We start from the raw sequence: 23,702 nt of genomic DNA on the forward strand, positions 1-23,702 counted from the left end.
GCGCGCACCTTCACAGCATCTCGTCGGCCCAGCGGGCGACCACCCTCAGCACCGGCGCCCGGCCGGCCAGCATGTCTTCGAGGCCGCGCCGGTCGTAGCCGGCCTTGCGACCGCCACCGCTCATCGCGGCCGTCACCATCCGCGGCGCCAGCCAGAAGTACTTCGCGGCGCCGCAGGTCCTGATCGCGCGGCGGACCGTCTCGTCGTCGACCGCGCCGTCGAGCCCCCGCCGGTACTGCTCGGCCACCACGGCCAGCACCTCGTCGAGCAACGCGATGTCGAACAGCCCGTCGAAGAACGTGTCCAGGGCCAGGTTCGCCGGGTCCTCGCCGATCGCCCCCGGCCCCGCGTACGCCCAGTCCAGCAGCACCGGACCGCGCGCCGCGAAAATCAGGTTCATCGGCCAGACGTCGTGGTGGCACAGCGTCCGCGGAAGCTCGTCGGCCCGGGCCAGGATGTCGGACTGCCGCTCCCACAACCGGCGCAGACTCGCCCGCAGGGCCGGCTCCCACACCGCCGCCACCACCGGATGGTCCCAGTCGAGTTCGGCGGGGAACGCGTTCGCCGTCGTGTAGTCGCGCAGCCAGTCCCGGGCCAGCCACGGCTCCGCCGGCGTCCGGCCCAGCCAGCGCGCGTGCGCGCCACCCAGCCGGGCCGCCACGTCGCCCAGCTGCTTCACGTCGCCGGCAGGTCCGGCAGTGCCGGTCACGTCCTCCAGCCACATCGCCACCGAACCGTCGGGACATTCCACCTCCTCGTACAACTCGGGCCCGGGCAGGCCCGGCAGCGCCGTCGCGGCGAACCCCGACGCGTACGCCGCCGGCTCCCGCCGCCAGTAGTTGAAGTGACCCGGATCGTCACTGGCCGCCAGATGGTCGGCCGCGCCCTCGCGCCGCGGCGTCGCGATCTTGAGGATCGCGGTGCCGCCGTCACGGTAGACCCGCCACACTCCCCCGGTCACTTCGTTCGCCGTGCTGTGGACAAGTTCTTCGACGGTCCATCCGGGACGGAGCAGGTTTTCCACAGGCCGACCTTAATGGCCGGAAACTGTCGGAGCGGCCCGCTACCTTCCTCGCCATGACCGCATTCCTGCCCGGCGTCGAACTCGCCCGCCTCTTCTACACCGAGGCGGTCCGCCCACTGCTCGGCTCCCGCCCCCACGCCGCCGCCCGCCTCGGCCCCGGCTCCGACGTGCTCGGCTTCGACACGCCCCGTTCCGCCGACCACGACTGGGGTCCCCGCCTCGAACTGTTCGTCGACGACGACACCGGCGACCTCAGCACCCGGCTCAGCCGGCAGCTGCCGAAGACCTTCCGCGGCTTCTCCACCCACTTCGAGCCGCCGGGCGCCCGGGTCCGCACGATGGCCCCCACCGACGGCCCGGTCGACCACTACGTCACGATCGCCTCGTTCCCGCGCTGGTGCCACGACCAGCTCGGCTTCGACCCGATCGGCGGCCTCACCCCGTTCGACTGGCTGGCCACCCCCTGGCAACGCTTCGCCGAGCTGACCGGCGGCGCGGTCTTCCACGATCCGGGCCAGATCCTTTCCCGCGTACGCGAAACCGTGCGCTGGTATCCGGCCGACCTCTGGCGCTACGTGCTGGCCGCCCAGTGGCAACGGATCGCCGAGGAAGAACCGTTCCCGGCCCGAGCCGCCGAGGCCGGCGACGACCGCGGCGCCCGCGTCCTCGCCGCCCGGCTGTGCCGCGAGATCGCCCGCCTCGACCTGCTGCAGTCCCGGCGCTGGCCGCCCTACTCGAAGTGGCTGATGTCCGCCCTGCCACCCGGCCCGACCGCGTGGCACCTCACGGCCGCCCTGACCGCCGACGACGCCCCCACCCGCGAAGACGCGCTGTGCACAGCCCTCGAGGTCGCCGCCGGCAAACAAAACCTCCTCGGCCTGTCCCCCGAGCAACCACCCACCCGCCGCCCCTTCCATGACCGCGACTACCAGGTGATCGGCGGCGACCGCTACGCCCAGTCCCTGCGCGCCGCCATCACCGACCCCACCCTGCGCGCCCGCCCCCTGACCGGCTCCATCGACCAGATAACCGACAACACAACCCTGCTGACCGACCCACCCACCTGCCGAGCCGTAACCGCAGCCGCCGCCGGCCCCTGACACCCGCTCTTCGTCCGGCGCACCCGCCCCAGTGCACACACAGGCTCAAGCGGCGACACGCGGCTGCGGTGCGGGGTCGCCCGCCCGAAACAGCTGCTTCGGGCCCCGCACGGCAGCAGCAACGCTGCGCGGTTGGTGCGGGCCGCGCGGCTGGTCCGGGCCCGCGCGGTTGGGCCGGGCCCGCGCGGCTGGTCCGGGCCCGCGCGGCTGGAGCGGCGCCACGTCGCGTCTGTTCTCGTCCCGGGCTGTTTCGACGGCCAGACGGCGAGGTCGGCCACCTGCGCCGCCAACGCGTCGCGGTCCGCGCGACGCTCGGCGGCCCCGGCCGCCGGCGGCAGGTCGCCGGTGGCCGGCAGCGGGCGGAGCGCGGCCGCGCGGTCCTGCGGCCAGATCCGGACGGCCAGGTCGAGCAGCGCCGCGAACTCGGCCCCGTCCAGCGGCGGCGGGCCGTCGACCGGGTCGGGGATGCCCGAGTCGCGGTCGGCCCGCTCCCGCAGCCAGGCGCCCACCTCGCGGCGTCATCGGCACGCAGTCGGGCTGGTTGGCTGAGGCTTGCCTGGCCGTGTCCGGGGGACGGCGTCCCACGGCCCGGGAACGGGTCGGAGGGCAGGTGGGTGGGCCGGATAGGTTCCGAAGGTGATGACGATTGCCGCGCTGTGGTCCTTCGTGCTGGTCGTGGGTCTGCTCACGCTGACTCCCGGCCTCGACACCGCGCTCATCCTGCGCACTGCCTCGATCCGGTCGGCCCGGCAGGCCTGGGGCGTAGTGCTGGGCATCCAGACCGGCACGCTCGTCTGGGGCGTCCTCGCTTCGGCCGGCATCACTGCGCTGCTGACCGCATCCCACGTCGCCTATGAAGTGGTCCGCTGGGCCGGTGTCGCCTACCTGGTGTGGATGGGCGCCCGCATGCTCTGGTCCTCCTGGCGCCGGGAACCGCAGGGCGACGGCGAGCCGGCCCTGGCCGATACCGCCGGTTTTGTCACCGGCTGGCGCCGCGGGCTGCTCACCAACCTGCTCAACCCCAAGGTCGGCGCCTTCTACATGGCCCTGCTCCCCCAGTTCATCCCGGCCGGCGCGACACCCCTGTTCTACGGCATCCTGCTGGCCGGCGTGCACGTCGCCCTCGGCCTGCTGTGGTCCACGGTCCTGGTCGCCACCGCTCGCCGCCTGCGCACCCTGCTCAGCCGCCCACGCGCCCGACGCCTCCTCGACCGCGTCACCGGCGTGGTCATCGTCGCCTTCGGCGTCCGCCTCGCCACCGAGGCCCGCTGACCCGGCACGGCCGGGCCGAGGAGCAGCGCCCGGTCCTGGTCGCCACCGCCCGCCGCCTGCGCGCCGGCGCTTCTCTCGACGGCGTCGTCGCGTGGGCGGCGCGGGCGTCCTGATCGCGCTCATCGTCCTCCCGACCGAACTGCGCCGCCGCCGCTCAGCGGCGTCACGGGCGTGGTCATCGTCCTCCCGACCGAACTGCGCCGCCGCCGCTCAGCGGCGTCACGGGCCTGGTCATCGTCGCCTTCGGCGTCCGCCTCGCCACCGGGGCCCGCTGACCCGGACGGCCTGGCCGACGAGCAGCGCCCGGGTTCACCCTGACCAGCGGGTCGGTCGGTGGCTGAACGATTGCGCGTTAGAGGGGCCGACGGCCGCCGAAGCGTATCGCTCGCCGGCCCAACGACCACCGACCACCGACCACCGACCACCGACCACCGACCACCGACCACCGACAAGGATTGCTGCCTGGACAATGTTTGTTTCGGTGACAGGGTGGGCGGTATGGAGAACGTCGCTGTCATCGAGGATGCGGCTGTGGCCGAGGTGTCGCTCGACCCGATCCGCAGCCGGCTGTTGGCCGCACTGGTCGAACCGAGCTCGGCCGCCATGCTGGCGAGCAGAATCGGGCTGCCCCGGCAAAAAGTCAACTACCACCTGCGGGCGCTGGAGCAGCACGGGCTCGTCCGGCTCGTCGAGGAGAGGCGCAAGGGCAACGTCACCGAACGGATGATGCAGGCCACCGCCGCCTCGTACGTCATCTCGCCCACCGCGATGTCCGCGGTCGCGCCCGATCCCGGGCGGGCGCCCGACCGGCTCTCCGCGAGCTGGCTGCTCGCTCTCGCCGCCCGGCTGGCGCGAGGTCGGATCCTTGATCACCGGCAGCGCGCGGGCCCAGCAGCGGGTGGCCACGTTCGCCATCGACGCGGAGATACGTTTCGCCGGCCCGGCCGAGCGGGCCGCCTTCGCCGACGACCTCACCGCGGCGGTCACCGAGCTGGTCGGCCGTCACCACAGCGAGAAGGGCCGCAAACACCGCCTCGTCGTGGCCGTCCACCCGGCCCTCGACTCCGCCGCACCCCCACCCCGCACGGAGCCGGCCGCCGAACGCGACGGCGGAGGGGTCTGATCATGGGCAAGGAGTACGAGATCGGCGTCGAGGTGACCGTGCCGGCCGATCCCGAACAGGTCTGGGCCGCGGTGGCAACCGGCCCCGGACTGTCCTCGTGGTACATCGGACGGACCGACATCGACGACTCCACCGTGCGGACGGCCTTCGGCAGTGGCACTATGCCCCCGGCCGAGATCACCACGGCCGACGAGCCCGGACACTTCGCCTTCCGGACGGCGACCGCGCCCGACGGACGCTTTCAGGCCTTCGAGTTCCTCGTCGAGGGCCGCGACCGGTCGGCCACCGTGCTGCGCGCCGTCAGCAGCGGGTTCCTGCCCGGCGACGACTGGGCCGACGAGTACGAGGCGATGTCGCACGGCCTGTCGCTGTTCTTCGCCACCCTCGTCGAACACCTCCGCCACTTCGCCGGTCGAACCGGGACGCCCGACACCACCTTCGGGCCACCGATCGACGACTGGCCGGGGGCGTGGAACGACCTGCACGACACCCTCGGCCTGAGCGCCACACCGAAACCGGGCGACGTCACCGGCGACGGCGGTACGGTCTACTTCGCCGGCCCGCACGCGCTCGCCCTCCGTACGCCGGAAGGCCTTTTCCGCTACATCCGCGGCTTCCACGGATCCATGGTCGCCGCGCACGTGATCTTCCCACCCGCCCCCTGAGGAGCACCCGTGCCCACTGTGACCTCCGCCGACGGCACCACCATCGCCTACGAGACCACCGGCCGCGGCCCGGCCCTCGTGCTCGTCGACGGCAGCCTGTGCCACCGCGCCTTCGGCCCCGCCCGCGCCCTGGCCGCGGCGCTCGACGACAGCTTCACGGTCCATCTGTACGACCGGCGTGGCCGCGGCGACAGCGGCAACACCCAGCCCTGGTCACCCGACCGCGAGATCGACGACCTGGCCGCCCTGCTCGAGGTGACCGGCGGCCAGGCGTACGTGTTCGGGGCCTCCTCCGGCGCCGTGCTCGCGGCCGACGCCGCCAGCCGGTTGCCCGGCTTCACCCGCGCCGTGCTCTACGAGCCGCCGTTCATCGTCGACGCCACCCGGCCGGCCCGCCCGGCCACCTTCACCAGCGACATCGAGTCGATGATCGCCCGCGGCGACACGTCCGCCGCCCTGACGACCTTCTTCCGGGACGTGGGAGTGCCCACCCCCATCGTGCAGATCATGAAACTCACTCCGAACTGGAAGAAGCTCAAGGCCCTCGCTTCCACCCTGCCCTACGACCTGCACATCCTCGGCGACACCAGTCGCGGCGTCCCGCTCGACCCGGCTCGCTGGGCCTCGGCCGCCGCCCCCACCCTGGTGCTGGACGGCGGCAAGAGCCCCCAGTACATGCGCAACGCGGCTCGCGCCCTCAGCCAAGCCCTGCCCAAGGCCGAGTACCGCACGATCCCCGGCCAGACCCACATCATCAAGGCCCCCGCCCTGGCCCCCGCGATCAAACAATTCCTGGCCGCCTGACCCCCAGGCCACCTGGCCCCAGGCCGCGGCCCGCTTGCCGAACGTAAACGGCAGCCAGGCGTGGGCCGCAGGCTGACATTGGCCGCAGGCCGGCGTAAGCCGCAGGCCGGCGTAAGCCGCAGGCCGACATGGGCAACGTGGGCCGCGGGCCGGCGTGGGCCGCGGGCCGACATGGGCGACGTGGCCGCGGGCCGGCGTGGGCCGCAGTACAACTTGGGCGGCGGGCCGATTGCGGTTGACGTCAGCGGGTGCTGTCGGCCGGTTTCGGCTGCTTGGCTTCGAGGTTTTCTGAGGTCGCTGTTGATTCATTGAGGTTTGTCCGAGCGTGGCACGGTGGGCGGGCGCACACCCGCTACGGCATCCTAGGATGATGGCTGTGGGAGATCACCCGTGTCGTGGCGGGGTTGGGCGGGGTGGCGCGCCTAGGGTGACCTTGCGATGAACGAGAACGACGATGTCGAGACCAAGCCCTGCGCGCACTGTGGACGGCCGGTGCCGCAGCGGGCTTCCGCGGGGCGGCCCTTCCGGTACTGCCGGGACAACGACGGCGAGTGCCAGCGGGCCTCGCGCAATGTCCGGATGCGGCACCGGTCCTCCCCCGGGCTGGCGGGGCAGGTCGCGCGGACCTGGGAAGTTGTCGACCGCCTCGACCAGCTCGCGGCCTCGCTGACCGAGGCTCTGCACTCCGAACTGTCGCCGGCGGGAGTCGAGCGGCAGGTGGCCGAGATCCGGGCCGAAACGTCGGGGCAGATCGCGGCCGCGCACACCGAGCGCGATGACGCCCGTCGTGACGCAGAGCGGTCGGTGGCCGAGACCGCTACCGCCCAGCAGCTCGCCTCGGCGGCCGTGGCCGAGCGCGACGAGGCGCTCCGGCGGGCCGAGGAATCGGAGCAGGCGTCGCGCAGCTCGGCCGAGCGGGCCGCGGAGGCCCAGGCCGACCGCGAGGAAGCCCAGCGTGCGGCCACCGCTGCGGTCGCTCTCAAGGAGCGTGCGGAAGCGGACCGGGACGCGGCCCGCGACGAGCTCGGCACGGCCCGGGGCGAGATCGCCGACGTACGCCGGGACCGGGAAGCGACCGAGCGTGAGCTGGCCTCGGCCCTGCGCGACGCCGAGACCGCCGCCACCCGCGGCGAAGAGCTACGCCGCGAACGTGACGCCGCCCGGGCCGACACCAAGCAGGCCGAGTCGGACCTGGCCGCCGCCCGGCGCGAGCTGACCGAGCAGCGCGACGCCGCCGACCAGACCCTGCAGCAGGTACGCCGGGAGGCCGCGGCCGCACAGCAAGCGTCCGACGCCGACCTGGCCCAGGTGCGCCGCGACCTGGCCGCCGCCGTGTCGGAACGCGACGCCCTGCTGCGGACGCGCGAGGACTTGGAGCGCGCCACCCGCGACCGCGCCGACCTCGAACGCCGTCTGGCCGCCGCCCAGGCCGAGGCCGAAGCTGCCCAGACCCGGGCCGCTCAACTCTCCACCCAGGTCAGCGACCTCGCCTCGGCCCTGGCCAGCCTGGGCACCCGCCCCACCCCCACCCCACCGTCCCAGCCCACCCCGGCCGACACCCGCGCCTGACCGTCGGCTGGGTGGAGTGTCCACATCACCCGGTGGCGGGATGGCGGGGCGCCGTCACGCCGGTACATTGCTCGACAGCCGAGCGGCGGTGAGCACGGCGGATGGGACCAGCGGGAGGTGGCGGGGTGCGAGGTCGGCGTCTGGTGCCGCTGGCTGTGCTGGTGGCCGTGGTGGCCGGCGGGTGCACGAGCGGGCGTGACGTGACCGGGCCGGTCCCGACCGGGAGGCCGGTGACGCTGCCGACGCCGGTGGCGCGGGTCGAGGCGTACGCGTTGGATCAGTTCATGGTGCGGCCGGCTCAGGCCAACGACCTCGACACTGTGGTCAAGCGCCTCGCCCGCGCCTGCATGCTGAGCCGGGGCGTGGACTGGCGCGGCGGCGGGCGCAACGAGTTCGACCTGCTGCGCGACCGCTCGCACCGGTTCGGCCTCGACGACGTGGACCTGGCCGCCTCGGTCGGCTATCACTGGCACGCCACCTCGCCCCCGACGGCCCGGTGGGGCCTCGACGACTGCCTCGGCCAGGCCTACCAGACCCTGGGCTGGGCCGCCGACGAGTTCCGATGGCTCGAACACCTCGCCGACCAGACCGTCGAGCAGACGTACGCCGATCCCCGCTCGGCCGCCGTCACCCGGCGCTGGAGCGAGTGCATGGACAACCGGTACCCCCGTCCGCGCGACGCCGAGGCCGACCCCCGCTGGTGGCGCGCCGAGCCGCACGCCGACGAGAAGCCCACCGCCGTCGCCGACGCCCGTTGCAAGGCCCAAGTGCGATACGCCGAGCAGCTGGGCGGCGTGCTGGCCGTGAAGCAGGTCGACGCGGTCCGCGCCAATGCCCACCGGCTCGAGTCGTTCCGCCGGATGGCCACCGCCGCGGCAACCAAGGCCGACGCCCTGCGCGGCGACCGACAGCCCCCGCCGCCGCGGGGCTCCGGGTCTCCCCTGCCGCCCGGCAACTGGCGAATCGAGCACGCCCCCGAATGATCAGCCGACAAGTGGGGAATGCCACCGAAGCCGGAGTTCTCAGCTCCGGACCCGAGAGGACGAATGAGGGGCAGCGCGGAACCGCTCCAGGGCCCGGCGATATACGGGGTTACCCGACCGGGTGACCAATATCGCACCACCTGGAGAACACCCATAGGCCGTAAAGTGGACCAAGGTCCACTTCGGTGGGGGTGCGCGGTGCCGGGTAAGGGCCGCGGGCGGTTACGCTCGTAGCGTTAACACCGCCGTCACAACGGTGGTCCAGTGTCTCGGCGACCGTAGGAATCCGACGGCCGCCCCTTTCGTTACATCAACGAGAGCAGCACCACGAGCGAGGGGAAAGCCACCATGGGCGAACGCATGCTGCGCGGCAGCCGTCTTGGCGCAGTCAGCTACGAGTCCGACCGCAACACCGAGCTGGCGCCCCGGCAGACCCGAGAGTACCTGTGCGTGAAGGGTCACCAGTTCGAGGTCCCGTTCGCCGTCGACGCCGAGGTGCCGGTCACCTGGGAGTGCAAGTTCGACGGCAGCGTGGCCCGTCTGGTCGACGGCAACGAGCCGGAGCAGAAGAAGGCCAAGCCGCCGCGCACCCACTGGGACATGCTCCTCGAGCGCCGATCGATCTCGGAGCTGGAGGACATCCTCAACGAGCGGCTCCAGGAAGTCCGCACCCGTCGAGGCCGCTGACCAGTAACAACAAAAGGCCGTCCCCGGTTCCGGGGGCGGCCTTCGTGTTTCTGCCGGGAGCTAGCGGATCACTTCGCCCTCGACGACCTCGCCCTCGATGGCGGCGGCCGGGATGCGCTGGGCCGGCCGGGGCTCCTCGTCGATCACGACGATCGGGTCGCCGGGGTGGACCTTCACGTGGCGGGCGCCGAACAGGTCGGACGCGGCAGCGCCACCCACGCGGCGTTCGGCGTAGCGCTCCATCTGGTGGCGGGCCAGCTGACGGCCCGGCGGCAGCAGCAGGATCAGACCGGCCACCGACGAGACGAACCCGGGCACCGCGAGCAGCAGAGACCCGAACAGCCCGACCAGGCTGTTGGAGACCTCACGGCCCGGCGGGCGCCCCTCGACGGCGGCGGCCTGGAAGCGGCGCCAGCCCTTCATGCCCTCGCGACGCAGCAGCGCCAGGCCGGTCACCGTGGCCGCCAGGCCCAGCGCGACGGCCCACAGGATGCCGATGGCGTGCACCACGGCGATGAAAACAACGATCTCGGCGACAGCCAGCGCCGGCAGCAGCAGCGGTAGCAGGGCCAGGCCTCGACGACGCATGCGGTCCCTCCGTGTCAATCGACCTCAAGCATGACACGCGGTGGCGTGGTCACGGCCAGGTCGAACCCTCGGCGGCCCGCTTGCCGAACCGTTTGCGAACGGCGTCGCGCCGGGCCTGGACGCCCCACAACGTGACTCTGAGCAGCTGTTCCTTGAAAATGTTGCCGCTCATCTTGCTGACGCCGTGTTCGCGCTCGGTGAACGTGATCGGCACCTCGGCGATCCGGAACCCGGCCTGGTAGGTGCGCCAGGCCAGCTCGACCTGGAAGCTGTAACCGGTCGAGGCCACCGTTTCGACGTTGATCTCGTCGAGAACGGGCATCCGGTACGCGCGGTAGCCACCGGTCGCGTCCTTGAACGGCATGCGCAGGGCCATCCGGATGTAGATGTTGCCGCCGCGCGAGAGCAGCAGCCGCCGCATCGGCCAGTTCCGGACGCTGCCACCGGGGATGTAGCGGGTGCCGAGCACCGCGTCGGTGTCCTTGAGCGAGTCGAGCAGGCGGGACAGCTCCTCGGGCGCGTGGGAGCCGTCGGCGTCCATCTCGACGACCGCGTCGTACCCCTTGTTCTTGGCCCAGGCGAAACCGGCCTTGTAGGCCGCGCCCAGCCCCTCCTTGCCCGCCCGGTGCAGCACGAAGATGTGGTCGTCGGCCAGCGCCAGCTCGTCGGCGATGGCGCCGGTGCCGTCGGGCGAGCTGTCGTCGGTCACGAGGATGTCGGCCTGGGGCACCGCGCGGCGCACCCGCTCGGTGATCAGGCGGATGTTGTCCGCCTCGTTGTAGGTCGGGATCACCACCAGGACCCGTCCTACCCCCGGGTACCCTTCCGCCTCGCTCACCGTGCCTCCGCATCGTCGTTCGTCGTACGCCGGCGGCGCCGCAACGGATACGCGCCGGCCATGGCGACGATCGTCAATGCGACCATCGCCATCTCGGGCCAATGGCCCAAACGAGTCGCTAGCGTAGTCGTTCCGCCCAGCCTCATGTCACGCACCATCACCGCGCCGACGTTGAAGCCGCTCGAGTCGTACACCTGACCGGCCGTGCCGGCGAAGGCGGACACCCCGACCGTGGACACCATCAGCGCCTCCCGGCCGTGCTCGACGGCGCGCAGCCGCACCATGGCCAGCTGCTGGCGGGCCTCGGCCTCGTTGAAGGTCGCGTTGTTGGTCTGCACCGCCAGCACCTGCGCCCCGCCAGTGACAGTGTCGCGGACCACATCGTCGTACGCCACTTCGAAGCAGATCACGTCGCCGACGGTCACCGCGCCGCTGTCGATGACGCCGGGGTGGTCACCGGCCAGCATGTTGCGCACGAGGTCGACCTTGTCGGTGACCATGCGGGCGATCGAGCGCAGCGGCACGTACTCGGCGAACGGCACCGGGTGGCGTTTCACGTACGTCTGGTCGAGGTCGGGGCCGGTGCCGGGGTTCCACAGGATGCCGGCGTTCTTGATGTCGCCCGGCTTGTCCGTGCGCAGCACGGTGCCGACCAGGATCGGCGCCTTGATCAGGTCGGCCGCGCGGGAGATCTCGGCCGCCGCGTCGGAGTTGCGCAACGGGTCGATGTCGCTGGAGTTCTCGGGCCAGACGACCAGGGCGGGCTGCTTCTGCCGACCGGCGGCGACCTCGGTGGCGAGCCGCTCGGTGGCGGTGACGTGGTTGTCGAGCACGGCCCGGCGCTGGGCGTTGAAGTCGAGCCCGAGCCGCGGCACGTTGCCCTGCACGATTGCCACGGTGGCCGTCTCGCCGCCGGGCTGGGCCACCGGCACCAGCAGCGGGCCGGCGATCAGCGCGGCCGCCGTCACGGCGAAGCCCAGGGCCGGGCCGGGGCGCAGGGGCCGCCACGGGCGCCAGGCCAGCGCGATCAGGGCGCCCCCGGCGGCGGCGACGGCGAAGGTGACCAGCGGGGCGCCCCCGTAGGCGGCCAGGCGCAGCGCGGGGCCGTCGTCCTGGCTGAAGGCGAGCCGCCCCCACGGGAAGCCGCCGAACGGGGCGCGGTCGCGGGCCGCCTCCTGCGCCACCCAGGCCAGACCCAGCACCAGCGGCCACAAGGCGCGCCACCGGTCGAGCAACGGCGACAGCCAGGCCGTGACCAGGCCCAGCAGGCCCATGAACGCGGCCTGGGCGAACGACAGCAGCAGCCACGGCAACCAGCCGCCGGCGAACGTGGTCCACCACAGCAGCGGCAGGAACAGCACCAGACCGGCGATGGAACCGAGCCCGAACGCGCGGCGCAGACGACGCCGGTGGGTCGCCCCCGCGAGCAGGGCCACACCGACCGGGGAGAGCCACCACAGACCGTACGGCGGGAGGGCGTGCAGCAGGGCCAGGCCGGCCAGCACGGCCATCGGCAGCGCGACCCGGCGGCGTACCGGCCGGGGTCCGCAGTTCTGCGCCGTGACCTGGGGCGCAGCGGGGGGCTGCAACGTCATCTCCACGCGCGAGAGGCTACCTCGCGCGACCTGAGCGGAAACGGACAGTCGGGGCGCAGCGCCGCATCGATAAGAGAACAATTGATCAGGATGCGGAGAAGCGCGGTCCCGCCCCGGGACCGCGCCTCATGTGCACCACACCCCGGGCACGGCCGGTGGCCCGCCGGGAGTTCGCGACCGCCTTCGGACCGGCATGCTCCGCGCCGGCTGCGCGGGTCAGGCCGTTGTCTACTGGCGCCCGTTCCCTCCTGAGAACCACCACGGACGTGATCTCTCCGCGTCGCCCCGCCGACCCCCGCCCCCTGGACCTGGCTGAACGCGCGACCCCTGCGAGGACTGCGGCCAGTGGGCGGAGGAACGAAGCGAACAGCATCGCTCCCGTGCTCAGGATTGGACGACGGTACGTCCGGCCCCCGCCGGTCTGTCAACCGGCGTCCCCGCACTCGGGCGTGTCGCGTTTCTCGGCGTGTCATGTCATGTACCCGTTCGGGCTACAGGCTGTTCACGAGGGTCGCTGCGGCGTCCCGATGATCGATCGACAACAGTCCGGCCGCCGCCAGCACGTACTGCTGGTCGACGACCGTGCGGGCCGAGGTCGGCGCAGCCCAGCCGCCGGACTGGTCGGACAGCACCGCGTCCAGCACAAACGCGCCGCCGCCGTGCCGCAGCACGCCCCCCGACCCGACCACCAGCCGCACGTCGCGCAGATCCCGGCCGCCCGTGCGGGGCTGACCAGGACCGGACGAGTGGCCCCGCGCGTGCCGCCGGAGCGCGACCGTGGCCGCCGCCGCGGCTAACTCATTGTCACCCGATAGGAGTCCGGATTCCGGCAGTGCCAATTTCTCGGCCACCGCGGCCGCACGCGTGCCGTCGGCACTCACCGCGACGCCGAGATCACCCTCCACAGTTCTGGACCGCCACAGGGTTCCGGCCACGTCGCGCCGCGGGCCGGATTCGCTCTCCGCGTCGGGCACCAGAGCCGAGTAGACGTCCGTGGTGGCTCCACCCACGTCGACGACCAGAACACCGGATCCGGTGGCGTCAGCGAGCAGCTCGACGCCCGCGAGGACCGCGTCCGGGGTGGCGGCCCGCACCAGCGAGGCGAACCGGGGGCCCTTCGACAGTCGCTTGCCCCCGATCACGTGCCGCAGGAACACCTCGCGGATCGCCGCCCGGGCCGGACCCGGGTCGAGCACGCCGATCCGGGGCAGCACGTTGCCCGTCACGGTCGCCGGGATGCGGCGTTCGGTCAGGATCGCCGCGGCCTCGGGCCGGACGTCGGCGTTGCCGGCCACCACCACCGGCACGCGCAGCCGGGACGTGCCGAGGCGCCGCGCGTTGTGCAGCAGCACCTCGCCGTCGCCGCCGTCGGTGCCGCCGACCAGCAGGATCACATCCGGCCGGGACGCGCGCAGGGCCGTTACCGCCCGCCCGTCGAGCAGCCCGGCTGCCACGTGCACGACGCGGGCGCCCGCCGACAGCCCGACCCGGTGCCCGGCCTCGGCGGTGACCAGCGACTCGTACCCCACGACGGCCAGCCTCAGCCCACCACCGGCGGACGAGCAGACGTACACCTGATCGCCCCCGCCGACCGCCGCCACTGCCTGATCCAACCCGGTCAGCACATCGCTACCAACAGTGGTCGGCACCTCGGCCCGGCGCACCAGCGCGCCTGCGTCCAGGTCGATCAGAGCCGCTTTGGTGTACGTCGACCCGACGTCGACACAGACGGCAGTGCTCACTGCTTCGCCGGCACCACGACCGTGCCCGTAGCGGTCACGGCCACGATCGGCTCGTCCAGAACGGAAGCGGCCGACCCGCCCGTCCCCCGGCACACGACCCGCGACTCGAAGGCGATGGTGCGCGAGCGGGTGCCCATCCGGGTCACCGTGCCCACGATCTCGAGGACGTCGCCGGCCTGGATCGGGGCCTTGAACTGCACGTCGTCGTACGAGGCGAACAGCCCCTCGTCCCCGTCGAGCTGGATGCAGACCTCGGTCGCCACGTCGCCGAACAGCCCGAGCGAGTAGGCCCCGTCGACCAGGTTGCCCGCATAGTGCGCGTGCGCGTACGGGACATAGCGGCGATGAGTCACAGTGATCAAGACGAACTCCCGGTGAGGGCGTGGACTAGGTAGGAGGCGACTTCGCGCGGGGTGGTGCCGCGGCTGAAGATCCGGTCGACGCCGAGCTCGCCGGCCATCAGCTCGTCGAACCGCGGACCGCCGACGATCAGAAGCGGACGCTTGCCGGCCGGCAGCGCCTCACGGAACGCGGCCGACATCGCCCGCGTGTTCTGCAGGTGCGCGTCGCGCTGGGTGACGACCTGGGACACGAGTACGGCGTCGGCCTTCTGCTCGCGGGCCGTCTCGACCAGATCCGGCACGGAGACCTGCGCCCCCATGTTGGTCACCGACAACTCGCTGTAGTACTCGAGCCCCTTCTCCCCCGCGATCCCCTTGAGGTTGAGAATGGCGTCGATCCCCACGGTGTGCGCGTCGGTCCCGATGCACGCCCCGACCACGTTGAGCCGCCGCCGCAGCCGCCGCTTGATCGTCGCGTTGACCTCTTTGGCACTCAGCAGCGGGAAGTCCCGCTCGACGACCTGCACCTTCTCGGTGTCGACGAGGTGGCTGACCTTGCCGTAGACGACGAAGAAGGTGAACCCGTCCCCCATCGGCTTGGCGTGCACGAGCAGTGCGGGGTCCATCCCCATCTTGTTGGCCAGCTGAATGGCCGCGCCCTCGGCCCGCTTGTCATGCACGATCGGCAGCGTGAACGACAACTGCACCATGCCGTCCCCGGTGGTGTCCCCGTAGGGCCGCACGATGCTCATGCTTCCAACGCCTCCGTCACGGGGTTGTAGTAGCCGTCCTCATGACGAGCGACGCCGTCGAGGCCTTTGCCGCGGTCGGCGGGGCGTTTCATGATCCCGAAGGTGCCCTCGGCGATGGCTGTCAGCATGGAGTCGTCGACGATCTTCTCGAGCAGGTCGACGGCCTCGCCCAGCACGGCGTGCGCGCGCTGCTGGATGAAGCCGCCGGGGGCCGGGACGAAATCCTCGTGCAGGTTGCCGGCGCCGGTGAGCACGTAGCGGACGTTCTGCAGGGCGATGTCGCGGTCGGACAGCCACGGCGTCACCACGGCCTCGGTCATCATGCCCACGAGCAGGATGCCCTGGCCGGTCAGCGCCCCGACCAGGTTGAAGAAGCCGTCCAGCAGGTTGCCGCGGAACACGTCGCCGGTCATGTGTTTGGTCGGCGGCATCCATTTGAGCGGCGCGTCCGGGAACAGCTCGCGGGCCAGCAGGGCGTGGGCCAGTTCGAGGCGGAACGACTCCGGCAGCTCGGGGTTGATCTCGAACGCGTGGCCCAGGCCGAGCTGCCAGTCCTCGAGCCCGGCTTCGTGCGCGAAGAACTCGTTGAGCAGCTGCGACACGGTCACCGTGTGGGCCGCCTCGACCGCGTCGGCCGTGGTCAGGTAGTTGTCCTCGCCGGTGTTGATGATGATGCCGGCGCGGGCGTGGACCTGGCGGCTGAAGCGCTGGTCGACGAACGTGCGGATCGGGTTGATGTCGCGGAACAGGATCCCGTACATGCTGTCGTTGAGCATCATGTCGAGCCGTTCCATGCCGGCCAGCGCCGCGATCTCGGGCATGCACAGCCCGGACGCGTAGTTCGTCAGCCGTACGTATCGACCGAGCTCCTTGGACGTCTCGTCCAAGGCCGCGCGCATCAACCGAAAATTCTCCTGGGTGGCGTACGTGCCGGCGAAGCCCTCGCGGGTGGCGCCCTCGGGCACGTAGTCGAGCAGCGACTGGCCGGTCGAGCGGATCACCGCGATCACGTCGGCCCCGGCCCGCGCGGCCGCCTGGGCCTGCGGGATGTCCTCGTAGATGTCGCCGGTGGCCACGATCAGATAGATCCACGGCCGCTGCTGCGGGTCGCCGAGCCGCTTGATCAGCCGCTCCCGCTCGGCCCGGCGCCGGTCGACGATCTTCAGGCCGGCGCCGGTGGCCCGCTTGGCGGCGCGCTTCACAAAAGAAAGATCGGAGCGCGACGACGGTACGTCGAACCGGATCGCGCCGGCGGCCGCCTTCTGGGCCAGGACGGTGATGTCGTCGACCCCGGTGCTCCGCATGGCGTGGAACACCGGGACCGCGACGCCGTGGCCCAGCCCGACGTCGGCCCGCACCGCGTCCACGAGCCGGTTCACCCAGGGGATGCCGTCCTGGTCGGCGCCGTGCACGCCGGCCAGCCGCAGCACCGCCCGCTCCACCGACACGGTGGTGTGCGAGCGGGCCAGGTCGACCACGGGCTGCCCCGCTTTCGCGGCGAGCCGGCGCGCCGTACGCACCACCCGCGGGTCCAGATCAAGCTTGGACGCCACCCCTGCTCCTCATTCGTCAGTTTTCGTAGATTGTTTCGCCGTGCAACACCGTGCGCCGGCACACCGGGGAGCCGCCGTCCAGATCGGGCAGACCTTCCCGTACGCCGCCCGGGGTCTCCCAGACGGCGAAGGTGGCCGATTGACCGGGCGCGAGCACGCCCGCGTCGCCGACCCCGGCCGCCCGCCAGCCGCCCCGGGTCGAGGCCGCGAACGCCGCCCGCACGCTCATCCGGTAGACCGGGTTGCGCGGGGACACCGCGGCCGCCACCACCGCCCACGGGTCGAGCGCGGTGACCGGCGAGTCCGAGCCGAAGGCCAGCTGCACCCCGGTCGCGTGCATGGCGCCGATCGGGTTCGAGGCCATCGACCGCTCGACGCCGAGGCGCTGCGCGTACATGCGGTCGGGACCGCCCCACAGCGCGTCGAAGACCGGCTGGACCGAGGCGATCACCCCGAACTCGACCATCCGGGCGATCATCGGCTTGTCGATCAGCTCGACGTGCTCGACCCGGTGGTGGCCCTCGCGCACGGCGTCGACGCCGACCGACTTGGCGGCCAGCGCGAACCCCTCGAGCACGGTCTCGATGGCGGCGTCGCCGATGGCGTGGAAGCCGCCCTGCACGCCGACCGTGATGCAGTCGAGCAGGTGTTCGGCGGCCTGCTCGGCGGTCAGGAAAGCCTCGCCGCAGCCGCCGTGGCCGTCGAGGAAGGGCTGCCGGACGCTGGCGGTGCGCGAGCCGAGGGCGCCGTCGGCGTACAGGTCGCCGGCCGCGCCGACCGCGCCCAGTTCCTTGGCCTTGAGGGCGCCGCCCAGTTCGCCCCAGTAGCCGTAGACGTGGGGCAGGCCCTGGCCGTTGAGCGCCAGCAGCGACGTGAAGTCGGCCTCGCTGGACGTGCCGGGGCCGCCGCACTCGTGCACGGCGGCGATGCCGAGGGACGCGGCTCTGGTGAGGGCGGCGCGCTGGGCGGTCGTCCTCTGAGCACCGCTGAGGGCGTTCAGCGCGATGGCTCGTACGGAATGATGGTCGTCCTCTTTGACCAGGCTCTCGCCGACGGGCAGATCAGCCGCGGCGAGCAGGGCGGTCGACGCCAGGGCGGAGTGCACCGAGGCCTGCGACAGGTAGACCCGGCGGCCCGACGCGGCCCGGTCGAGCTCGGCCGCGGCCGGCAGCGTCTGGTCGGCCCAGGTCGACTCGTCCCAGCCGTGGCCGTGCACGACCCCGTCGGCCGGGCGGGTCGCGGCGAACTTCTCGACCGCGGCCAGCAGCTCGCTGCGGTGCCGGACGGCGGCCAGGTCGAGGCCGTCGATGGCCAGACCGGTGTCGGTGGCGTGCACGTGGGCGTCGACGAAGGCCGGGGTGACCAGGCCGTTCTGCAGGTCGACGGTACGGTCGGCGGAGGGGGCGTCGGCCGCGTCGCCGAGCCACACGATCTTGCCCTCGCGGACCAGCATGGCGGTGGCCCGCGGGTCGGCGGCGGAGTAGAAGCGGCCGTGGGTGTAGAGGTGCACCTCAGTCATGGACGTCAGTCTCTCGCGAGACGCGCCTCGAAGAGAGACCGGACGGCCGGTACGCGCCGGAGCAGGTCGACGGCGAAATCGGCGTGACCAGGTACGTAGCCATTGCCGATGAGCATTGTCACGTCGGCCGCCAGCCCTTCGGCGCCGAGCGCGGCGGCCGGGAAGCTGGTGGCCATCGAGAAGAAGACGACGGTGCCGCCGGGGGCGGTGGCCAGGATCGCGCCGTGCTCGCAGCCGGGGACGTCGACGCAGACGACCGTGATCGTGGCCGGCTCGCCCACCGCGGCTGCGACCTCGACCGGATTGCGGGCGTCGGCGATCGCCACCGCATCGGCGATCCCGGCCGCGCGAAGAGACGCAGCCTCACCCTCGTCGCGGACAATTCCGACAGTACGGGCACCAGCCATCCGGGCCGCGGCGAGCGCCAGCGATCCGCTCTTGCCTGCGCCACCCAGCACGGCAACTGTCGGCTGGTCGTATTGTCGGACAATCCGATCGGTGAGCGCGGGCGCCCCGCACACGTCGTAGACAGCCAGCGCGAGCGACGGGGCGAGATCATCGGGCAGCACGCCGACGATCGAGCGGCCGAACAGGATGGCTGAACCCGACGCCGGAACCTGCTCGCTACGGCCGTCCCAGCTGCTCAAGCCGTCGGTGATCCGCAGCGGCGTGAGCGTCAGCGAGACGAGCGTGGCCACCCGGTCCCCCACCTTGACACCGAGCGGCGACCGCGGGCCGACCTCGTCGACGACGCCGATCAGCATGCCGCCCGACCCGGTCACCGGGTTGTGCATCTTGCCGCGAGTGCCGACGATCTCGAGCACCTCGGCCCGGATCGCGTCGCCGTCACCGGAGTGCTTCTCGGACAACTGGCGGTAGCTGGCGGCGTCGAGGTTGAGCCGCTCCACCCGTACGCGAACTTCGTCTTCTCGAATTGAAGGGTCCGCATCGAGGCGCCAAGCCGCCTGCGGGAGCACCCCGACCGGCTCCAGAACCCGTTCAAGACCGACAGAAGACGTCATTCGCCCCACCCTTCACAGTAATTCATAGATCCGAGGCCGTATCCATACCGTAAATCCTACGGGTAGATGGTTACCAGACCGGAAATCCTCCAGTAGCGTGAGTTTGACCGAACGATCGATCAGGAGGCACCCGTTGACCCAGCCCGCCGGCCAGCCGTACGAGTACCACCGCCGCCCCCTGATCGAGCCCGACTGGACCCGGTTCCCGGGATGGCGGGACGTGACCGAGGCGCAGTGGCAGTCCGCCCAGTGGCAGCGGGTCAACTGCGTCAAGAACATCAAGCAGCTGCGCGCGCTCATGGGCGACCTGCTCGACGAGAGCTTCTACACCGACCTCGAGACCGACATGAAGCGCCTGGCCACCATGTCGATGCTGATCCCGCCGCAGATGCTCAACACCATGGTCCCCGACCGGGTGCCCGACACGGAGTCGTTCTACGCGGATCCGATCCGCCGCTACATGCTGCCGGTCGCCACCGACCGTCACCTCGACTGGCCGTCCCACCCGCACGCCACCCGCGACTCGCTGCACGAGCACGACATGTGGGTCGCCGAGGGCCTCACCCACCGCTACCCGACCAAGGTCCTGGCCGAACTGCTCTCGACCTGCCCCCAGTACTGCGGGCACTGCACGCGCATGGACCTCGTCGGCAACAGCACGCCCACGGTCGACAAGTTGAAGCTGTCGCTCAAGCCGGTCGACCGCTACGACGCCCACCTGGCCTATCTCAAGGCCCACCCCGGCGTACGCGATGTGGTCGTCAGCGGCGGCGACGTGGCCAACGTGCCGTGGAAGCAGCTCGAGGCGTACCTGATGGGTCTGCTCTCGGTGCCGACCGTGCGCGACATCCGGCTCGCGACCAAGGCGCTGATGGGCCTGCCCCAGCACTGGCTGCAGCCCGACGTGGTCGAGGGCCTGCACCGGGTGGCCATCACCGCTCAGCGCCGCGGCGTCAACCTGGCCGTGCACACCCACGTCAACCACGTGAACTCTCTGACCCCGACCGTCGCCCGCGCGGCCCAGATGCTGCTCGAGGTCGGCGTGCGCGACGTGCGCAACCAGGGCGTGCTCATGCGCGGCGTCAACGCGACCACGGCCGACCTGCTCGACCTGTGCTTCGGGCTGCAGGGCGAGGCCGGGATTCTGCCGTACTACTTCTACATGTGCGACATGATCCCCAACGCCGAGCACTGGCGGGTGCCGGTGTGGCACGCCCAGCAGCTGCAGCACGACATGATGGGTTACCTGCCCGGCTACGCCACGCCGCGCATCGTCTGCGACGTGCCGTTCGTCGGCAAGCGATGGGTGCACATGGTCTCCGAGTACGACCGGGAGCACGGCATCTCGTACTGGACCAAGAATTACCGTACGTCGATCGAGCAGGACGACGAAGAGGCGCTCTCGAAACTGCACGCCTACTACGACCCGATCGACACGCTGCCCCAGTCCGGCCAGGACTGGTGGCGCAAGCAGGAGGCATAGAAAACGGGCCCCCGCACCGGGGGCCCGTTTCACAAAAGATCAGCTGAAGGCGTCGCGGACGTCCTTGCCGGCGTCCTTGACGTGCTCGCCGGCCTTCTTGGCGTGGGCCGACGTCTCCTGAGCCTGCCCCTCGGCGACCAGCCGCTCGTTGTCGGTGGCCCGGCCCACGGCCTGCTTCGCCTTGCCGGAAAGCTCCTCGGCCTCGTTCTTGACCTTGTCGGTGAAGCTCATCGTTCTCGAACCTCCGTGGTTTCGGCTTGCCGTCGGTGTGCCCGCCCCACCCCGATCCGAAACACACTGCGTAATGCATCCTAGGAACCTAGTTCGAGACCGGATAGATAAGATCGTGAGTGTGACTGATCGCGCCGCACACGCGAACTCCTTCGGCCCGGCCGCCGAGATCTACGAGCGGGGCCGGCCGTCCTACCCGTCCGCCGCCCTCGACTGGCTGCTCCCGCCCGGCCGCCCCCGGGTGATCGACCTGGGCGCGGGCACCGGCAAGCTGACCCGCCAGATCCGCGACCGCGAGCTGCCGGTCACCGCGGTCGAGCCGTCGGCCGGCATGCTCGACCAGCTACGGGCGTCCGTGCCCGGCATCCCGGCCCACCAGGGCAGCGCCGAGCACATCCCGCTGCCTGACGACTCGGCCGACGCCGTGCTGGTCGCGCAGGCCTGGCACTGGGTCGACCCGGCCGTCGCGGCGCCCGAGATCGCCCGGGTCCTCTCCCCCGGCGGCCGCCTCGGCCTGCTGTGGAACGTGCGCGACGAGCGCGCGGGCTGGGTCCGCCGCCTCGGCGAGATCATCGGCAGCCCGGAACAAGACCGCGACACCACGGTCGGCGCCCCGTTCGGCCCGGTCGAGACGGCCACCTTCGAGTGGACGGATCTGATCGGCCCCGAACGCCTGATCGACATGGTGTCGTCCCGCAGCTACGTGATCCTGTTGCCCCCGGCCGAACGGGCCGCGCTGCTGGGCGAGGTGCGCCGACTGATGGCCACCCACCCCGACCTCGTCGGCCGCACCGAGTTCCAGCTCCCCTACGTCACCGAGTGCGCCCGCGTGACGCTGAGCTAGGTCGACGTGTCGACCGGAGCCGTAGCGCCCGGGGCGATGCGGGGCGGGCGGTTCTCGTACGGCGTGGAAAGAACCACCGTCGTGCGGGTGGTGACGTTGGCCGCGGTGCGGATCTCTTGCAGCAGGCGTTCGAGGTCGGCCGGGCTGCCGACGCGGACGATGAGCATGTAGAAGTCCTCGCCGGCGACCGAGTAGCACGAGTCGATCTCGGGCAGGTGGGCCAGGCGTTCCGGGGCGTCGTCGGGTTGCGACGGGTCGAACGGGCGGATCGCCACGAACGCCGTCAGGGGCAGTTCGAGCGCCTCGTACGAGACCTTGGCCGTGTAACCGGCGATCACGCCGCGCTGCTCGAGGCGGCGCACCCGCTGGTGGACGGCCGACACGCTGAGACCGACCCGCTCGGCGAGGTCGGTGTAGGACAGGCGGCCGTCCGCGGTGAGGGCGCCCACGATCGCCCGGTCGATCTCTTCCACGGGCGCCACCCTACCGAACCGTACGACTTTTAAGACGCGTCCCTCTCGACGTCGGCCAGCAGCGCCCGGGCCGCCGCCTCGTCCTCAGGATTGACCTGGATCTGCACGCCGTCGGTCACGGCCAGGGCCGGGTCGAGACCGCCGGCGTCGTCGGCGATCGCCACCGCCCGCAGACCGTTGCTGCGCAGCAGGCCCACCGCGAGGTCGGCCTCGATCTGCGAGCCGACCATCGCGACCGTCACACCTTCGATGCTGTCGTTGTCCATGCGTGCCAGCATCGCGGAAGATCAGCCCGCGCGCACGCCCGGCGCGGCGCGTGTCACCCCTTGGTCAGAGCTCGGCTGATGACGAGGCGCTGGATCTGGTTGGTGCCCTCGACGATCTGCAGCACCTTGGCCTCGCGGAACCACCGCTCGGCCGGGTGGTCGCTGACGTAACCGGCCCCGCCCAGCACCTGCACCGCGTCGGTCGTCACCCGCATGGCGACGTCGGTCGCGAACAGTTTGGCCTTGGCCGCCTCGGTCGAGAACGGACGCCCGGCGTCCTTGAGCCGGGCCGCCGACAGCAGCAGCGCCCGGGCCGCCGAGACCTGGGTCGCCATGTCGGCCAGCATGAACCCGACGCCCTGGAACTCGGCGATCGGGCGGCCGAACTGCTCACGTTCCCGGGCGTAGGCCACGGCGTAGTCGGTCGCGGCCTGGGCCAGGCCGACCGCGCAGGCCGCGATGCCGAGCCGCCCGGCGTCGAGCGCCTCCATGGCGATGCCGAAGCCGCCGCCCTCGGCGCCGACGAGCCGGTCGGACGGCAGGCGGACGTCGTCGAGCACGATCTGGGACGGGGCCGACGAGCGCAGGCCCATCACCTTTTCCGCCTTCTGGGGTTCGAGACCCGGGGTGCCGGCCTCGGCGAGCAGACACGAGATGCCGCGGGGGCCCGCTTCACCCGTACGGCAGAAAAGGTTGTAGAAATCGGCGTCGCGACCGTGGGTGATCCAGGCCTTGGTGCCGGACACCACCCACTCGTCACCGTCGCGGGTGGCCTTGGTGGTGAGCGCGGCCGCGTCGCTGCCGCCCTGGGGTTCGGAGAGGCAGTAGGCGCCGAGCAGTTCGCCGCCGAGCATGTCGGGCAGGGACTTGCGCTGGCGCTCGCTGCCGTGGGCGTACACCGGGTAGCAGGCCAGGGTGTGCACGCTGACCGCCTCGGCGATGGCCAGCCAGCTGCCGGCCAAAGTCTCGAGCACCTGCAGATAGACCTCGTAGGGCTGGCCGGCGCCGCCCACCTCCTCGGGGTAGGGCAGGCCGAGCAGACCGGACCGGCCCAGCGTGCGGATCACTTCTCGGGGGAACTCGGCCCGGGCCTCGTAGGCGTCGGCTTTACCCGTGAGCTCGCGGTCGCAGAGCTCCTGGGTCAGGGCGAGCAGGTCGTGTGCTTCTTCGGTGGGGAGCATGCGATCTACCGTCACGGAACCCAGCTTAACGGTCGTTAGGGCAGCGG

Annotated in this window: 24 protein-coding genes; 10 read left to right on the top strand and 14 right to left on the bottom strand. The window is 71.7% G+C overall.

Annotated elements, in window-relative coordinates; genetic code table 11:
* Positions 1-10 precede the first annotated feature (10 nt).
* The gene (locus M1L60_RS03695) at positions 11-1,024 is read right to left on the bottom strand and encodes a phosphotransferase (protein ID WP_253235825.1); all 1,014 of its coding nucleotides are present in this window, start codon (positions 1,022-1,024) and stop codon (positions 11-13) included.
* A 53-nt stretch (positions 1,025-1,077) separates the two neighbouring features.
* On the opposite strand from M1L60_RS03695, the gene M1L60_RS03700 reads away from it, so the two are divergent.
* The 8 genes from M1L60_RS03700 to M1L60_RS03735 all read left to right on the top strand — a co-directional run bounded on the left by M1L60_RS03700 (position 1,078) and on the right by M1L60_RS03735 (position 9,227).
* On the top strand, positions 1,078-2,124 hold the full coding sequence (locus M1L60_RS03700) for a DUF4037 domain-containing protein (protein WP_253235826.1): 1,047 nt from the start codon (positions 1,078-1,080) through the stop codon (positions 2,122-2,124).
* A 639-nt stretch (positions 2,125-2,763) separates the two neighbouring features.
* Complete coding sequence (locus M1L60_RS03705; RefSeq protein WP_253235956.1) at positions 2,764-3,396, top strand: LysE family translocator; 633 nt, start codon at positions 2,764-2,766, stop codon at positions 3,394-3,396.
* Between the two features lie 865 nt (positions 3,397-4,261).
* A complete protein-coding gene (locus M1L60_RS03710; protein WP_253235827.1) occupies positions 4,262-4,519 on the top strand; it encodes a uracil-DNA glycosylase family protein in 258 nt (85 codons plus the stop codon).
* A gap of 2 nt (positions 4,520-4,521) precedes the next feature.
* Positions 4,522-5,184 (top strand): SRPBCC family protein, encoded by a 663-nt coding sequence (locus tag M1L60_RS03715; protein ID WP_253235828.1) that lies wholly within the window; start codon positions 4,522-4,524, stop codon positions 5,182-5,184.
* A gap of 9 nt (positions 5,185-5,193) precedes the next feature.
* Positions 5,194-5,988 (top strand): alpha/beta fold hydrolase, encoded by a 795-nt coding sequence (locus M1L60_RS03720; RefSeq protein ID WP_253235829.1) that lies wholly within the window; start codon positions 5,194-5,196, stop codon positions 5,986-5,988.
* A gap of 438 nt (positions 5,989-6,426) precedes the next feature.
* A complete protein-coding gene (locus M1L60_RS03725; RefSeq protein ID WP_253235830.1) occupies positions 6,427-7,557 on the top strand; it encodes a coiled-coil domain-containing protein in 1,131 nt (376 codons plus the stop codon).
* A 125-nt stretch (positions 7,558-7,682) separates the two neighbouring features.
* A complete protein-coding gene (locus M1L60_RS03730; protein WP_253235831.1) occupies positions 7,683-8,540 on the top strand; it encodes a hypothetical protein in 858 nt (285 codons plus the stop codon).
* Between the two features lie 348 nt (positions 8,541-8,888).
* Entirely contained in the window at positions 8,889-9,227 is a 339-nt protein-coding gene (locus M1L60_RS03735; RefSeq protein ID WP_203809726.1) for an RNA polymerase-binding protein RbpA, read from the top strand.
* Between the two features lie 60 nt (positions 9,228-9,287).
* Here M1L60_RS03735 and M1L60_RS03740 read toward each other — a convergent pair whose 3' ends face one another.
* The 9 genes from M1L60_RS03740 to kdd all read right to left on the bottom strand — a co-directional run bounded on the left by M1L60_RS03740 (position 9,288) and on the right by kdd (position 19,177).
* Positions 9,288-9,815: an FxsA family protein gene (locus tag M1L60_RS03740; RefSeq protein ID WP_253235832.1), complete on the bottom strand. Its 528-nt coding sequence runs from the start codon at positions 9,813-9,815 to the stop codon at positions 9,288-9,290.
* Between the two features lie 49 nt (positions 9,816-9,864).
* Entirely contained in the window at positions 9,865-10,653 is a 789-nt protein-coding gene (locus M1L60_RS03745) for a polyprenol monophosphomannose synthase (RefSeq protein ID WP_253235833.1), read from the bottom strand.
* Positions 10,650-12,248 carry an apolipoprotein N-acyltransferase gene (gene lnt / locus M1L60_RS03750; protein ID WP_253235957.1) on the bottom strand — a complete coding sequence of 533 codons (1,599 nt, stop codon included), beginning with the start codon at positions 12,246-12,248 and terminating at the stop codon, positions 10,650-10,652. The genes M1L60_RS03745 and lnt overlap by 4 nt, the downstream gene beginning before the upstream one ends.
* Positions 12,249-12,739: 491 nt before the next feature.
* Complete coding sequence (locus M1L60_RS03755; protein ID WP_253235834.1) at positions 12,740-13,990, bottom strand: glutamate mutase L; 1,251 nt, start codon at positions 13,988-13,990, stop codon at positions 12,740-12,742.
* The gene (gene kal, locus M1L60_RS03760; RefSeq protein ID WP_253235835.1) at positions 13,987-14,352 is read right to left on the bottom strand and encodes a 3-aminobutyryl-CoA ammonia lyase; all 366 of its coding nucleotides are present in this window, start codon (positions 14,350-14,352) and stop codon (positions 13,987-13,989) included. Before kal ends, M1L60_RS03755 begins: the two co-directional genes overlap by 4 nt.
* Entirely contained in the window at positions 14,349-15,083 is a 735-nt protein-coding gene (kamE, locus tag M1L60_RS03765; RefSeq protein WP_253235836.1) for a lysine 5,6-aminomutase subunit beta, read from the bottom strand. Before kamE ends, kal begins: the two co-directional genes overlap by 4 nt.
* Positions 15,080-16,636, bottom strand: coding sequence for a lysine 5,6-aminomutase subunit alpha (gene kamD / locus M1L60_RS03770; RefSeq protein WP_253235837.1), 1,557 nt, complete (start codon positions 16,634-16,636; stop codon positions 15,080-15,082). Before kamD ends, kamE begins: the two co-directional genes overlap by 4 nt.
* 16 nt (positions 16,637-16,652) lie before the next feature.
* Entirely contained in the window at positions 16,653-18,155 is a 1,503-nt protein-coding gene (locus M1L60_RS03775) for an amidohydrolase (protein WP_253235838.1), read from the bottom strand.
* A gap of 5 nt (positions 18,156-18,160) precedes the next feature.
* Positions 18,161-19,177, bottom strand: coding sequence for an L-erythro-3,5-diaminohexanoate dehydrogenase (gene kdd, locus M1L60_RS03780; protein WP_253235839.1), 1,017 nt, complete (start codon positions 19,175-19,177; stop codon positions 18,161-18,163).
* Positions 19,178-19,310: 133 nt separating this feature from the next.
* On the opposite strand from kdd, the gene M1L60_RS03785 reads away from it, so the two are divergent.
* A complete protein-coding gene (locus M1L60_RS03785) occupies positions 19,311-20,660 on the top strand; it encodes a KamA family radical SAM protein (RefSeq protein ID WP_253235840.1) in 1,350 nt (449 codons plus the stop codon).
* 39 nt (positions 20,661-20,699) lie between these two features.
* On the opposite strand, the gene M1L60_RS03790 is transcribed toward M1L60_RS03785, so the two are convergent.
* Complete coding sequence (locus M1L60_RS03790) at positions 20,700-20,891, bottom strand: CsbD family protein (RefSeq protein WP_253235841.1); 192 nt, start codon at positions 20,889-20,891, stop codon at positions 20,700-20,702.
* Positions 20,892-21,012: 121 nt separating this feature from the next.
* Between M1L60_RS03790 and M1L60_RS03795 the strand changes: the two genes are divergently transcribed.
* Positions 21,013-21,735: a class I SAM-dependent methyltransferase gene (locus M1L60_RS03795; RefSeq protein WP_253235842.1), complete on the top strand. Its 723-nt coding sequence runs from the start codon at positions 21,013-21,015 to the stop codon at positions 21,733-21,735.
* On the opposite strand, the gene M1L60_RS03800 is transcribed toward M1L60_RS03795, so the two are convergent.
* The 3 genes from M1L60_RS03800 to M1L60_RS03810 are packed head-to-tail and all read right to left on the bottom strand — an operon-like array spanning position 21,732 to position 23,670.
* The gene (locus M1L60_RS03800) at positions 21,732-22,208 is read right to left on the bottom strand and encodes an Lrp/AsnC family transcriptional regulator (protein ID WP_253235843.1); all 477 of its coding nucleotides are present in this window, start codon (positions 22,206-22,208) and stop codon (positions 21,732-21,734) included. The two genes, M1L60_RS03795 and M1L60_RS03800, sit on opposite strands and share 4 nt — an antisense overlap.
* Before the next feature lie 29 nt (positions 22,209-22,237).
* Entirely contained in the window at positions 22,238-22,474 is a 237-nt protein-coding gene (locus M1L60_RS03805; protein WP_253235844.1) for a putative signal transducing protein, read from the bottom strand.
* A 53-nt stretch (positions 22,475-22,527) separates the two neighbouring features.
* A complete protein-coding gene (locus M1L60_RS03810; RefSeq protein WP_253235845.1) occupies positions 22,528-23,670 on the bottom strand; it encodes an acyl-CoA dehydrogenase family protein in 1,143 nt (380 codons plus the stop codon).
* Positions 23,671-23,702 lie beyond the last annotated feature (32 nt).

Source organism: Paractinoplanes aksuensis (assembly GCF_024137025.1).
Taxonomy (GTDB): Bacteria; Actinomycetota; Actinomycetes; order Mycobacteriales; family Micromonosporaceae; genus Actinoplanes; species Actinoplanes aksuensis.